Source organism: Sphingobacterium sp. IITKGP-BTPF85 (assembly GCF_001006065.1).
In the GTDB taxonomy this organism is placed as follows: Bacteria; Bacteroidota; Bacteroidia; order Sphingobacteriales; family Sphingobacteriaceae; genus Sphingobacterium; species Sphingobacterium anhuiense.
This window is the reverse complement of the sequence record NZ_ASZT02000012.1, coordinates 16,988-31,242: the sequence shown is the minus strand read 5'-3', so window position 1 is coordinate 31,242 and position 14,255 is coordinate 16,988. Positions and strand designations below refer to the sequence as shown.

Below are 14,255 nucleotides of genomic sequence, written 5' to 3'. Positions count from 1 at the left end.
CATACATTTTAATGAATAATATCATAAAATAAGACACAAATGAATAACGATAATCGAAAAACTAAAGCAATAATTTACACCTTATTAACCGTCATGGCATGTGGCCTAATGATCCCCTTATCAAAAGCCTGTGACATCTGTGGATGTGGTGTAGGCAGTTATTACATCGGTATCCTCCCCGATTTCAACAAGCGGTTTATAGGACTAAGATATCAGCATAAATCACTGCTTTCGCACTTAGGTCCTACCGGCAACCGGACTCCAATTACCGCCGATGAAACTTATCAAAGCATGGAAATGTGGGGAGCATGGAATATTGGTCAGCGTTGGCGAGTCATGGCAATTTTGCCCTATAACTTCAATACGCGCAACATAAAGGGCAGTGGAGAACAAGGGAAAAAAAATGGAATGGGTGATGTCGTAGCGATGGGCTATTACAAAATATTTGAAGAGGCAAAAGGCACCGCATCCAATAAAATGCTCGTCCACTCCCTATGGCTAGGTGCTGGTGTCAAAGCCCCTACTGGAAGGTATGATGCCGGTGAACGCAGTAATGCAGCACAGGACTCGCCCAACAATTTCCAACTAGGAACCGCCAGTACAGATTTTATGTTCAATCTCGCCTATGATGTAAGGCTCATGGATCTGGGCGTGAATGTCAATACAACCTATAAACTGAATACGGAAAACAAATACGATTACAGGTATGCTAATAAATTTACAGCCAATGCACTCGCGTACTATAAATTTAATGTGAAGAATAAAGTACGCATAGCGCCAAACGCCGGCATCACTTATGAAACGCAGCCACAGGATGTCGTATTCGGCAAATATGATGTCGCACAATCTGGAGGAAATTCCACGACCGGTATAGTGGGTGTAGAAGTCAATATGGGGAAAATATCATTTGGTGGAAATTATCAATCTCCCTTAAATCAAAATCTTGCAGGAGGGCGTGTTGAAGCTGGCAATCGGTTTTTAACTCATTTGTCCTTTAGCTTTTAACACAAAATATGAAAATATTACTAAAAAAAATGTAGCAATCACTAAAACCAATAACTTATGAAATTTATCAGTACACTTTTCATGCTCCTATCCTGCTGCACATTGGGTATGATCGCCTGTCAGAACAACAACACCAACGACTCCAAGACTAAAATTGGAGAATCTGAAACGGAAGAAAAAACAACTGTAACACCGATAACAGACTTTCTAAAACAAGGAAACAAAGGTATTGGGAGCATCACAAGTTTTGAGCACAAACCATTCGATCAAAAATTAGCCGATGAAGGCAATAAATTATTTATTGTTAAGTGCACCATGTGTCATGAAATCAAGGAAGATAAAATAGGTCCAGCACTTTATGGCGTCACCAAAAAAAGAACGCCAGAATGGATGATGAACATGATCTTGAATCCCGATAAGATGTTAGCGGAGGACCCTGATGCGCAATTACTCAGTAAATCTTACGTCGGAACAATGACAGCGTTAGGACTACAAACCCAAGAAGCAATAGCAATTCTGGAATACCTCAGACAGGAAGATTCCAAATAGTCATTTACAGCTCCTCTATCAAGGAAAAATGAACTGTAAACAATAGCATCAATAAAGGAAGCAGCAACCTTTATCACGATAGCGCAAAATATTCCTCAATACAACTTCAGCGTGTATTGAGGAATTGTAAGCGATCAAATAGGATCTTACGATCTTGACATCTTACTATTCTTTTTTCTAAATCCATCTGGACTAATGCCAAATTTCTTTTTGAAAAATGTGATAAAATAAGATACATTTTCAAATCCCAGCTCAAAAGATATCTCCGAAATATTCTTGCCGGAATGAATCAGTAGGTTTTCTGCTTCCAGCAACACATATTGACGGATTAATTGACCCGCAGATTTACCGCGTCTTTCCTGACATAAGCGATTGAGATAATTGGTCGTAATAAATAACCGATCAGCATAAAAAGAAGGTAGACGCTCCTTCGCATATTGCTCGCTAATAAGGCGCTCAAAAGACAGAACCTTCTCTTCCTTTTCGTTTTTAACACCGACAATAGCTTCAGGAAAGATACTTCTACCCAGTGTTCCTAAAAATATATGGAGATATGAACGCAATATATCCTTCGCATCCGGATGCTTATACGCATATTCTCGTTGCATCGTTTCCAAAATCATAGACAAGCCCAGCCCTTCCGAAAATGGAACATGCTGCGGCTCCACCTTTTGCTTCTTTAAAAAGTTAAAATGATGCAGGACATGATCATTGTAACGTGCTGTGACAAAAGGTTTTTCAAATAGAACGATCCAACCTTCTTTTTGCTCTTTTTCAATTGGAAACTGCAGTTCTGTACCAGGACCGAAAGAGATAACCTGCTGACATTCCAGTTTACTCAAATAACCGTCGATAGAGAGCTGCATAGTTCCAGATATCAAATAGATGACCGTATAAAATGATCTTCGATTTGTCAAATGCAAATGCTGTAAACAGCTGTAGTCGTCTTTAAGATCGAAGACAACTAACCCAATATGATCGGGATCAATAGTGTTTAATGTGAATGTATTGATATTTTCTGTTTTAATAACCATAAATAATGTAATTGTAAAGTGAGATAACCGACTAAACAAAAAACAAAATGGGTGGCTTGAAAATAAGGCTATCCGTTCCCTCCAAAATGAGATAGCGTCGAAAAAACACGTCGGAGCATCGCAAATCAGTAAAATCATCGTCAGACTTCACTAAAAAACAGGTCAGCGGAAGATAAACACTCAGATCGATCTGCTTCGCTTTAGGAGCAGGATCTTGTTGTTCCCTTTCCTTTTCCACCTGCTTATCGATATAACAGAATCCACTACAGGTCACTGCAGGAGTAAATCTGTTTATACACAATGCTGTTGTAATATATTCGCGATTGAGCTCAAAACCAACACAGATCCAGGTACAGCTAGTCGCTTGTATGAAAATGGCTAAGACAAGGAGTATCGATAATTTAACGCGCATTAAAAACGGTATAAATAATAGCATGCTGCAGTCATGAATATTGACTATCAAACACGAGAAATGCAAAATAAATAAGGGGGCCTAGCTATCGGTTTATTTCAAACAGAGATAGCGAGATTATTAGTCAGAAAGACTCGATGAGGGTATTAACAACTAGGTGGACGCAAAATACGATGAACACGATCAAAAGTATAGTGTGATTTTCGCATATCAAAATTTGCTTTTACAACAGCATTGCTTTGATACGAAGGGAAAGCGAGCACAGCAACCGGTGCTACAACAAATACATGCGATTCCTTTATTTTATTTTCCGTATTTTTCCTTTCATCCTCACGTGCTTTTTTCATTTTCTTCATCAAGACACAGGTACCCTGACAATGCAATTGAGGAGCATCTCTATTTTCACAAAGATATTGCGCTATATAATCACGATTGATATAAAAAGCACTTATAATCATTATACCCCAGCATGCCTGAATAAGCATGAGCGTAGATAAGAAATATAAAAGTACTCTTTTCATAAAGTTCAAAGATAATACATTAATAAGGAACTTAAAAAAGTTTTAGAGCTAAATAATAACTTCGCTCATCCCAATAATAGGCATGTACCTGCCGTAATATCATATTAGGATGAAGCCGCTTTTCATATCTAATTAGAAGAATACGCAAATAGCGATAAACATATTTTGAAACATACAGTTGATCAGCAAAAAAAACCTCACTTCCATTATGGTATACAACAAGACATTTCACAAAACCACGGATTACTCTTATAGCTCAAGATTAAATGGATAGATTGTTTACATAATCATAATATTCGCTTAATCATTAATCAGCTCGGACATTTTAACTTTGTTCAAGTATGGAACATATTAAAGCGATAAAAGAAGATAACCATAAAGTTTTTAATCAGATCTATGAACAATATCACCAGCAGATTTATAGCTTTATTATACTGAAAACGCGTTCTGAATACATTTCTGAAGAAGTAACCCAACTCACGTTCATCAAACTATGGAAGCAACGTAAGCAATTAAATGAGCATCTAGAAATTCATTTCCAAATTTTTGGAATGGCCAGACAAGTCATGATCGATCTGCTCCGAAAAGAGTCCAACCGTTTTAAATATGAAGGCGAATCGGCAAATACCCCATTCACGGACAGCTTAATTACTGCGATTGAAAGTAAAGATCTCTTGAAGATCATGGAGCAGGATATCGAAAATATGCCTAAAATGCGCCGCCTGGTATTTGAACTGAGTCGGAAACAAGGGTTAACACATAAAGAAATCGCACAACTCTACTCCATTTCTCCAAAAACGGTCGAACACCATATTGGTAAAGCCTTGATGCAACTCAAGCAGCATCTTTATTCGATTATGCTATAAAATAATGTCCCAGCGATCGATTAAAAAATAAATTCGCCCCCTTACAACGCATCACGCTGACAACAAGACACATAGCTATCAAAAAGCTCTTCCCCCTGCTAATTCCTAAATTAAATAATTGTTAACTCGCTAGGGATATCCCCTTGAACCACGTAATGCTATTATGAGGTTCAGAAAAAACAAAACAGGCAAGCAGCAAAATCGTCTTCACAAGCAATACATACGGAAGCAACTATGGAAAGATCCATCCATAATTGATGATATATTTCCCGATCAAGAATGGGAATCACATCTGGGAGATGCTGACCAGTTTATCCCATCGACTAAAATGGCGCATCATATACATGACGAAATTAGCACGGAAAGTAAACAAAAACAGGAAAAGAAGAATAACAACATTTACCTCAAGCGATTTAGCTATTACGCGGCGGCTGCAGCATTGCTACTCGTATCGTTGGGCATGTGGCTATGGATAAAACCAGCTTTTGATAACAACAGTCCAACTTTAGTTGAGTGGCAGGAAAAAACAGATCTCAAAAAGATACGAGCTGGGTTTCAGTAACCAATAACCAAAACTCAATCCAAACGTATACCCTGCCCGACCGATCTACGGTCAAACTATTTGCGCAGAGTACCATACGTTACCCGCAGTACTTCACAGATCACAGCCGGGAGATCTATTTAAAAGGAAAAGCTTATTTCTCGGTATACAAAGATGGTTCCCGCCCATTTAGCGTATACGCCAGTGCAACAAAAACGACTGCCTTAGGTACATCCTTTACCATTGATTCGCGCAGCAGCTCAAAATATATAGCTGTGCAATTACACACCGGAAAGATTGTTGTTGCATCTATAATGGCCATTCCTACATTTAAAAATATTTTCCTAAAAAATGCAGGTGAGTCCCTGTCTTTTGATGCAAACATGCATCTCGTAGCGCATCACAGCGGTACTGTAAAAAAAGAAGCAAGTACGAGCAAGTCCCCGAGTCAGAACAAGCCCAACGGCTTGCTTGAACTAAACAATATACCTTTGTCGGAGGTTTTTGCTGCCCTCAGCACGACTTATAACACGCCTATAAAAATAGGCAAACAGGACATTTCCAAAATCCAATACACTGGCAGTATAAACCCGCAACTTGAACAGTTACAAGACGTACTTGCAGTCATCTGTCTTATTAATAACCTGCGTTATGTACAAGAAACGGATGGTTCTTACACCATCTATCGTCAAAATGAATACAGCAACGATCAACTATAAATCCATAAAATCAATCACTATTTAAAATCATGTTTAACAAACAGAACCAATTCAGAAAAAGCGTGTTATTCTTTGCACTATTTGCGACGGGGCTATCCTACGCACAGGCGCAACAGGATCAAGTAAAAGGAGCAACACAAGATGAAAATGGAAAGTTTTTATCTGGCGTCAGCGTCAAAGCCTAAATCGGGAATCGGGGAAAACATTCACGACGAGCTCTTCCGAAAAAGGACTTTTCTCTTTTCACAACCTGCCAGAAGGAGGTCCTTATCAGTTTATATTTTCTTCGGTAGGTTATCAGTCAGATACACTCTCGGGCTACAGTGTGCAACCCGGCAGGCCATTAGCCTTAAGCGTCAAACTTATTCCCATGTCCACAACACTCGATGAAGTCGTTATCGGATATGGACGTATCGCTCGAAAAGACCTCACCAGCTCCATCACAACAGTCAAAGCTGAAGACATGAATGTCGGTGTTATGACCTCCCCTGCTCAGATGCTTCAGGGAAAGGTCCCGGGCCTGACCATATCAACCAACAACAGTAATCCCAATGCAACCCCATCCGTCAGTCTAAGAGGTGCTTCTACTTTGAGAAGTGGCGAAGCGATGGAACCCTACTATGTGATCGATGGCGTACCCGGAGCATCACTCGCACTAGTAGCACCAGACGATATCCAATCGATCGATGTGTTACGCGATGCATCAGCAACAGCGATATACGGTTCAAAAGCCGCAAACGGGGTCATTATCGTTACAACCAAACGCGGTAAAGCAGGACAGGCAAGCATTAGCTACAACGGTTATTTAGCGATAGACAAGATCGCAAAACGCTATGAAATGATGAACGGTGAACAGTACCGAAATTATATTGCGGCTAACAAATTCGCGATGGAACCGACCGATGACCTAGGAGCAGATACCGATTGGCAACGAGAGGTAGAACGAACGGGTATTTCCAATAATCACAATGTCTCTTTGATCGGTGGAACCGAAACAACACAATACAGTGCCAGTCTCAATACGTTTAAAAACAACGGTATTATCAAAGGAACAGACCTGGGCCGTCAGATCGCACGTGGATTTGTACAAACAAGCGCGCTGGATAAACGGCTTACAGCTTCTTTTAATATCAATACCAGTATTACCAAACAAAATGATGTCCTTGCCCTTGGCGATGGTTTAAGTGTATACGACGCGATGTATTACTACTTGCCAGTATCCCCTGTCCGGACAGAATCTGGCGCTTGGTTTGAAAAAACAGACCGTTCGCAATATGTGAATCCGCTATCATTAATAGAAGAGAATACCAATTATACCAAAACCAAAATGATACAGGGACATGCCAAACTTGGTTATAAAATATTACCGAGCCTAACCTACAACATAGACCTGTCCCTGCAAAACCGCCAGTATAACAACGCACAGTACTACTCGAGTTTATCCATGGCAGCACGTAATCAAAATGGAAAATCGATACGCGCAGCAGTAGAAGACGAAAGAAAGATCATGGAAATGAATCTAAGCTTCGATCGAACATTTGGAAATGTCCATAAGTTTTCAGCTCTTGCCGGTTATTCGTGGGAAGAAAACAATAATGACGATGGGTTTCAACTGACAACTTCAGACTATTACGATGATGGTTTAAGTTATTATAATCCCGGCATGGCCAATGTTGTCGATATTTTGGGATTTGGCAATTATTACCTTTCAACATTGCGCATGATCTCTGTTTACGGACGTGTAAATTATGCTTACAACAATAAATACCTTTTTCAGGCGACAGTAAGGCGTGATGGATCTTCGGCATTTGGTGCAAACAACCGATGGGCCACCTTCCCTTCTATTTCAGGAGCATGGAGACTATCGGAAGAACCATTTATTCGCGATATGAATTTCTTTGATGATCTAAAACTGCGTGCCGGATATGGCGTCAGTGGCAATTCATTAGGTTTCGATGTGTTTACCGCTAGACAGGTCTATGGTGCCACCTCGAGTTTCTACACCGATGCTTTCGGAAACGATCTCCGTACACTTGCTGCACTTCGTAATTCAAATCCCAATCTACGCTGGGAACGCACAGGGATGCTTAATCTGGGTATCGACTTCGCATTCCTGAAAAATAGATTAAGCGGAACCTTGGAATATTACGATAAAAATACCACCGATCTTATCTACGACTATGCCGTGTCCACAACCAAATATCTGTACCGCTCACTAACAGCCAATGTCGGTGAGATCAACAACAAAGGAATTGAACTGACCCTAAATGCTGTCCCCGTAAAAACGACACATTTCAGCTGGAACACAGGGATTGTGGCCTCGCACAATAAAAATGTGGTCACCCGAATTACGAATCAGGAATTTTCAACCGACTACGTGGATTTAGCAGACTTGGGTGGCGCCGGTCAAAGTAATGCTTTTCAGCAACGCCTACAAGAAGGTGCGCCTATTGGTCAGTTTTATACCTGGGAATGGGCAGGTTATAATGATGCCGGTATCTCGACTTTTTATGTACGCGATGCGCAAACGAAGGAACGTACAGGTGAAACCACCATTACCCCGACCAATAAAGACCGCACCGTAACGGGAAGCGCACAGCCAAAACTGACTTTAGGCTGGAACAATACCGTAACCTACAAAAACTTCGCTTTAACCGGTATGTTCCAGGGTGTATTTGGACATAAGGTCATGAATGCGACCCGCGCCCGACACTCCAATGTCGTAGGCAATGCCGGACAGAAAAATCTATTGGCCAGTGTAATCGACACGGAGAAAGCAACAGATATCAACGCACATTATTTATCAGACCGTTACTTGGAAAGTGGGAATTATCTGCGTTTAGCCAATTTGGGCCTTTCTTACAACATCCGCAATATCGGTGGTCAGTTGAAAAATGTAAAGCTATACGCTTCGATGAACAATGTCTTTGTGCTCACGAATTACAAGGGAGTAGACCCCGAGGTAGATCTTGGTGGCCTTACACCTGGTGTTGACAACAGGCAGACTTATCCACGTACCCGTACCATTTTATTCGGTCTAAACTTCAACCTATAATCAGCAAAATAAATCATGAAATCAAAACAATATATCCGCCTATTTACCTTAACTACATTTGCGGCAACATTAGTTGCTTGCACCGATCTTGATGTGGATATCAAATCACAGTACACTGAATTTCCAACCACGGATAAAGCGGCTGAGGCCATTTCAGCTGACGTTTATGCCGCATACCGAAGTGCACTGGGCTACAACCATTGGATGACACAAACTTTATCATCAGACGAAGCAGTCAGTCTTGCATTAGGCACAGATTACTATGACGGCGGTAGATTCCGCGAACTTCATGTTCACAACTGGACTCCCGACAACGCCATTCTTCCAGATGTTTGGAATGCCGCCATGTCAGGCATCAATCTATCCAATAATGTATTGGCTATTTTTGGAGATAATGAAAGCGATAAGGCTGCGCCTATGCGCGCATGAGAGCTTATTTTTACTTTATCCTGATGGATAATTTTGGAGGAGCACCACTGATCACAGGAAAGATTGACCAGATTCCGGATCGCTCCTCAAGAGCCGAAATCGCCAACTTCATCTCCAGCGAATTACTAGCCGTCAGAGATCGTTTACCCAAAGAAGTTTCTCCCGCCACATATGGCAAAGCAACGCGTTATATGGCCGATGCGCTACTCGCTAAACTATACCTCAATTGGTCGGTTTATACCGCTACCGATGTAGCTTCCTACACCCCCAATATGCCCAATGAAAAACTAGCACAAGTCGTTGCAATGTGTGATGATATTATTACTTCAGGTCAATTTAACCTGAGCAGCCACAAGTTCATGGAAAAATTCCGCCCCGACAATGGTCCTCAGGTCAAAGATTTCATCTTTGCCATGCCTTTCGACCGCGAAAAACAGCAAGGCATGACATATGCACGTTTTTGGATACACCGCAGCGGACAAAATCAATTTGCCAAACTGCCACAAAGTGTAGGCGGCACATTTCGGGTATTACCTACTTCTTAGCCAAATTCAACCTCCAAGGTGACGACAGAAATGCGGCTTACATGGGTGGACTACAGTACTATTGGTCGGACTATGCACCAGATTTAAATCGTCCGTTATTAATCAAAACCTCTAAAAAGGCATCGACCAGGACTACACAGGCAGCGATGCAAACGTAACGTTTGACTGGCATATGGAAACAACAAAAGAAATCAAACTTCGTCCCGATGGAGGTCCGACCCTCAATGCAGGAAATGATCAAAAAGGCCGATCAATGGGTTACCGATCGGTTAAATTTTACATGGATGTAAACGTGACAGCGGCAAACAATAGAAACCAAAGCAATGATGTACCCATCTTCCGTTATGCCGACATTTTGTTAATGAAAGCCGAAGCCATCCTCCGAGGAGCGGCACCTACAAATGGCGAAACACCGATGTCGCTGATGAATCAGATACGTGCTTATGTCAACGCACCTGCTTTAACAGCCCAACCAACGTTAGCAGCGATATTGGACGAACGCGCACGAGAATTTTCAGATGAATCATGGCGAAGAAATGACCTGATCCGTTATGGAAAATTTGAAGAAGACTGGGGATTCAAATCCTTATACAGCGCAGGATTATCCGAACGCTTTCGCCGGATATTTCCGATCCCCAGACCGATCATGGAAGTCAACACAAAATGGAAACAGAATAGCGGATATTAAGCACAGTTGAGTATGAAAAGAAGAGAATTTGTAAAAAGTACATTAGGAACAGCTGTGGCTACGGGGCTTTCTGTCGGACCTTTAGCGACTTTAGCCACTGGCGCAAATCGAAGAATAGAAAGTGAAGATATCAACAGCCGATCTTCACTAAAGGACGAGTACGAGCTGCATTTTTTAGCGATCGGTGACTGGGGGCGTAATGGTGCCGATCATCAAGTCCAGGTGGCACAGCAGATGGGGAAATGGGCATCCGAACATCCAAATGATTTTATTATCTCAACAGGTGATAATTTTTACCCATCAGGAGTTGTCAGCGAACACGACCCCTTATGGCATTATTCATTTGAAAATATTTACACCGATTTCGCCTTACAGTGGGACTGGTATCCCATATTGGGCAACCATGATTACAAATCCGATCCCGATGCCAAGTACGCTACAGCAATATCAGCCGTCGATGGAAGATGCCAGCACGCTATTACAGCAAAACATTTAAAATTAAGGATAACGATGAAGTTCTGATCGCTTTTATAGATACAAATCCCTTGATACCAGAATTCTATCAGAATAGCGAATATGGGCCACATGTCGCGGGGCAGCAACCAGAAAAACAACTGCAGTGGTTAGACCATCTACTTCAATCTTCTAAAGCAAAATGGAAGATCGTCGTTGGTCATCATCCGCTCTATACAGCAGGCCCCCGCACAGAAAATTATGACACATTAGCCGTGAGAAAGGTCTTGAAACCCCTGTTAGAAAAACATCGTATTCCGTTGTATTTGTCTGGACATGAACATTCCATGCAACACTTAAAAGTACAGGACAATTGTTTTCATCAGTCATCTCCGGAAGCGGATCTGAAGTAACCCCTGTCAAAAAAGGTTTAAGTTATAGCCAGTTTGAAGCTTCAACTTATGGGTTCATGTACTTCGCTCTAAATCAACAACAATTACAGGCGCAGTGCATCGATCACGAAGGAAAGATGATCTACAGTACCATTATACCCTTAACCCCATAGGTATATCAAATAAAACTCCCGAGGTACTGCATACCTCGGGAGTTTATCTATGAGCTCACATTTAAATTTCAACATGGCCAAGTACTTATCGTATTTAGGTATAGCCACATACGGTATTTATGCAAAAAAAGCAAAATGCCCTTCCTATTCCGGAAAATCAGGCATCGCTATCCGACGTTGTGTCGGATTACTCAAAGCCTGCAAGAATGCGAGTACCGCATCTACTTCTGCTTTAGAAAGATCAAGTTTCTTTAATAACGGTGAATGGATTGGTCTTGTCTTTTCATCCACCTGCACCCTACGCTGTATAGGAGCCGGATTACCCAGATTATATAGTTCTACCACATCCCTAAGCGTGGGAAAGTTTCCGTGATGCATCCAAGGTCCGGTCAAACCCACATTACGCAATGAAGGTGTCCGAAATGCCCCAATATCTTTCTGGTCGCCTGTTATATGGTAATGTCCAAAGTCCTCCTGCTTCGTTCCATATAAAGTCTGCCCATCGTTATGAAACAGATTATCCGAAAATAATGGCGTATTATGGCAATTAATACAACGTGCTTTTGTTCTAAAAAGATGAAGTCCTTCTAACTCCTGATCATTAAGTGCATCGGACTGACCCGAAACAAAACGGTCAAACTTAGTAGGATAACTCACGATACTACGCTCGTAAGTTGCTATTGCCTGTTGGATGCGCAATAAATTCACCTGATCATCTCCAAAAGCACTTTTAAAATAAGGACCATACCCCTTGATTATGCGAACATGTGCCACCATCGTATCCAAAGACGTATTCATCTCCACATGATCCTGAACCGGCAACAATACCTGGTCTTCCAAAGTTTTAGCTCTTCCATCCCACATAAAGCTCTTGTAATAACCCACATTATAGAGCGTCATGGCATTGCGTTTCCCCTCTTTTCGACCATGACCATGCGCCAAACTCTTACCGTCGCCAAAACCGAGCTGCGCATCGTGGCAACTCGCACACGAAAGTTGCTTCGATGCCGATAATCGCGCATCAAAGAACAGGAGTTTCCCAAGGGAGGCCTTTTCTTTACTAAAAGGATTTGACGCCGGATATGCAACAGCTGGCAAAACACCGATATCAACAAATCCCTGCTGAACAGAAGCATCCAAATACGGTTCAGGCCACTGCCCAACATCACCACTGCTATAGCGGCGACGAAGATCAGCCAGAGGTAAAACGGTATCCACCTGATCCACAAAAGCACTGATCAGCATCGGTAAAAAAACTGTTAATGCTATCAAAAACTTATTTCTCTTCATCAAAATCAACGAGCCCCTACTTAAAAACCATAACTTAAACGTACCCTTCCTACCTCACGAGTGCGACCCAAAGGAGCCAAATTCACGCGATCCAGCGCACTCCCTAAATCTGCTTTTCGGTACGTATACGTACCGACCAACTTAATGAAATTACCTTTTTTAAGACGCTGCGTAAACCCTAAACGTAGCTTACCTCCCCATACATCTGCCTCATGATAGCGAATATCATGGTAAAACACATACTGGTGAAAAACATTCTCGTTAATCAAAGGAAGCGTCCACGAAGTACCCATGTTTGTTTCGGCAAAAGCAGTCACCCCAAACTCCACCTCTTGATTTCGAGTTGTAGCATAAGTCAACAATGTAGACAAGGCATAGTCCATCCGATCATAATCCAATCGAGTTTCCGTACCGCCGTCATGGCGTACCTCATGGGTATAACCGATATTTGCCTCATAAAATTGCTGCCACTTATTCTTTTTAATCAAATACGAAAGATCTATGGTTTGACGCTCCTTTCTGTACACATAATTCTGTGCATTACCACTTTCAGTGACCCAGTCTTTACCACTATGGTTCAAGCTATTAAAAGAAGCCAGATAGGTTTTGTTACCCCGTTTTAAATTCCACATGAGCTGATAACTCAATTGATCCAGATTAAACTTACTCAATTCATTGATCCGCGAATCATTTCTAAGTGTCTGTCGATAGTGCTGCACCTCCTGTAGGTATCCAATATTTCCGTAAAATTTACCCAGATCACCGTCCCAAGATAAATAACCCTTCGCACCATAACGCTTCATATCATTCTGGTAAAACATATTGCGCTCACTAAGCCAGTCGCTCACTTTCCAACCGTAGCCTCTCACGATGTAGTTCATATACGGCGATTCAACAGCACTTAGCGCATATTGCTCATTACGGTAAGCTATTTCTACCCGTTCTTGACCATAACCATATTTTCCCTCTAGCCCGAGCTCCCATCCTGAGCTAATACGGGCACTGGCTCCAAGACTTCCATTGACCTGAATCGCATCGATTGTGCTCCTAGGGTCGTTGTTACTAAAATGATTGCCTACATGGTAATCCAGCCCACCAAAGACCGAGTATTTACGATCTGCAAAATACTTCTGCCCCCTTGTCTGAATGAAGTAATTGGTTCTCTCATAATGATTATATCCATATGAACCAAAATACCAGGGCGATGCTGGATTTTCCCGCGTTTGATGCGCAAATCTCGTGCTATCTTCCGTACTACGGTTATAAGCAAATCTTCCCCAAAGGCGAATATCTTTGATCGTTACCGCACCCTCCGAATTAAAATTGATATTTTTTATTTTCTGCGCATCCTGAGCGGTGCGATATTCACCACTTACCTGACTATACCCCATTTGAATAAGGCTGTATCGAGGTTCCACAGACTTCTCCAACCACATGGGGTTATCCACGGTATACGCACGTATACGACGTGCTATGGTATCCTGCTCGACAGCATATTGCGCATATACAGGAAGATAAGTCCCCCAGACACAAAATAACAGTCCTACTATATATAATTTCTTCATTGAATCGTATTATTTGTA

General features: G+C 41.7%; 17 protein-coding genes. 12 read left to right on the top strand and 5 right to left on the bottom strand.

Going from position 1 to position 14,255, the window contains the following annotated elements; all coding sequences use genetic code 11:
* Positions 1-39 precede the first annotated feature (39 nt).
* Positions 40-1,005: a transporter gene (locus tag L950_RS04100; RefSeq protein WP_316930527.1), complete on the top strand. Its 966-nt coding sequence runs from the start codon at positions 40-42 to the stop codon at positions 1,003-1,005.
* 57 nt (positions 1,006-1,062) lie between these two features.
* Entirely contained in the window at positions 1,063-1,554 is a 492-nt protein-coding gene (locus tag L950_RS04095; protein WP_231576846.1) for a c-type cytochrome, read from the top strand.
* A gap of 146 nt (positions 1,555-1,700) precedes the next feature.
* On the opposite strand, the gene L950_RS25790 is transcribed toward L950_RS04095, so the two are convergent.
* From L950_RS25790 to L950_RS25780, 3 genes are all read right to left on the bottom strand, one after another.
* Complete coding sequence (locus L950_RS25790) at positions 1,701-2,588, bottom strand: AraC family transcriptional regulator (protein ID WP_021192079.1); 888 nt, start codon at positions 2,586-2,588, stop codon at positions 1,701-1,703.
* Positions 2,589-2,619: 31 nt separating this feature from the next.
* Positions 2,620-3,000 carry a hypothetical protein gene (locus tag L950_RS28395; protein WP_021192078.1) on the bottom strand — a complete coding sequence of 127 codons (381 nt, stop codon included), beginning with the start codon at positions 2,998-3,000 and terminating at the stop codon, positions 2,620-2,622.
* A 146-nt stretch (positions 3,001-3,146) separates the two neighbouring features.
* Entirely contained in the window at positions 3,147-3,521 is a 375-nt protein-coding gene (locus L950_RS25780; RefSeq protein WP_021192077.1) for a hypothetical protein, read from the bottom strand.
* A 341-nt stretch (positions 3,522-3,862) separates the two neighbouring features.
* Here L950_RS25780 and L950_RS04075 point away from each other — a divergent pair, with 341 nt between their 5' ends.
* The 10 genes from L950_RS04075 to L950_RS34935 all read left to right on the top strand — a co-directional run bounded on the left by L950_RS04075 (position 3,863) and on the right by L950_RS34935 (position 11,230).
* Entirely contained in the window at positions 3,863-4,387 is a 525-nt protein-coding gene (locus tag L950_RS04075; RefSeq protein WP_021192076.1) for a sigma-70 family RNA polymerase sigma factor, read from the top strand.
* A 163-nt stretch (positions 4,388-4,550) separates the two neighbouring features.
* Positions 4,551-4,949 (top strand): hypothetical protein, encoded by a 399-nt coding sequence (locus tag L950_RS04070; protein WP_021192075.1) that lies wholly within the window; start codon positions 4,551-4,553, stop codon positions 4,947-4,949.
* Entirely contained in the window at positions 4,901-5,647 is a 747-nt protein-coding gene (locus L950_RS04065) for a FecR family protein (protein WP_021192074.1), read from the top strand. Before L950_RS04070 ends, L950_RS04065 begins: the two co-directional genes overlap by 49 nt.
* A 29-nt stretch (positions 5,648-5,676) precedes the next feature.
* Complete coding sequence (locus L950_RS28390) at positions 5,677-5,832, top strand: hypothetical protein (protein ID WP_021192073.1); 156 nt, start codon at positions 5,677-5,679, stop codon at positions 5,830-5,832.
* Positions 5,808-8,702, top strand: a complete 2,895-nt coding sequence (locus L950_RS04060; protein WP_084825364.1) for a SusC/RagA family TonB-linked outer membrane protein — start codon at positions 5,808-5,810, stop codon at positions 8,700-8,702. The genes L950_RS28390 and L950_RS04060 overlap by 25 nt, the downstream gene beginning before the upstream one ends.
* Positions 8,703-8,717: 15 nt before the next feature.
* Positions 8,718-9,131 (top strand): hypothetical protein, encoded by a 414-nt coding sequence (locus L950_RS25775; protein WP_021192071.1) that lies wholly within the window; start codon positions 8,718-8,720, stop codon positions 9,129-9,131.
* Entirely contained in the window at positions 9,128-9,676 is a 549-nt protein-coding gene (locus L950_RS25770) for a RagB/SusD family nutrient uptake outer membrane protein (protein WP_084825363.1), read from the top strand. The genes L950_RS25775 and L950_RS25770 overlap by 4 nt, the downstream gene beginning before the upstream one ends.
* Before the next feature lie 172 nt (positions 9,677-9,848).
* Entirely contained in the window at positions 9,849-10,364 is a 516-nt protein-coding gene (locus tag L950_RS04050; protein ID WP_031289497.1) for a RagB/SusD family nutrient uptake outer membrane protein, read from the top strand.
* A 12-nt stretch (positions 10,365-10,376) separates the two neighbouring features.
* A complete protein-coding gene (locus L950_RS34940) occupies positions 10,377-10,886 on the top strand; it encodes a metallophosphoesterase (protein WP_052764295.1) in 510 nt (169 codons plus the stop codon).
* The gene (locus L950_RS34935) at positions 10,829-11,230 is read left to right on the top strand and encodes a metallophosphoesterase (RefSeq protein WP_262506986.1); all 402 of its coding nucleotides are present in this window, start codon (positions 10,829-10,831) and stop codon (positions 11,228-11,230) included. The genes L950_RS34940 and L950_RS34935 overlap by 58 nt, the downstream gene beginning before the upstream one ends.
* 296 nt (positions 11,231-11,526) lie before the next feature.
* Here the strand turns inward: L950_RS34935 and L950_RS04040 are convergent, their stop codons facing one another.
* Complete coding sequence (locus tag L950_RS04040) at positions 11,527-12,654, bottom strand: cytochrome-c peroxidase (protein ID WP_231576845.1); 1,128 nt, start codon at positions 12,652-12,654, stop codon at positions 11,527-11,529.
* A 38-nt stretch (positions 12,655-12,692) separates the two neighbouring features.
* Positions 12,693-14,237, bottom strand: coding sequence for a DUF6850 family outer membrane beta-barrel protein (locus L950_RS04035; RefSeq protein WP_021192069.1), 1,545 nt, complete (start codon positions 14,235-14,237; stop codon positions 12,693-12,695).
* Between the last annotated feature and the right edge of the window lie 18 nt (positions 14,238-14,255).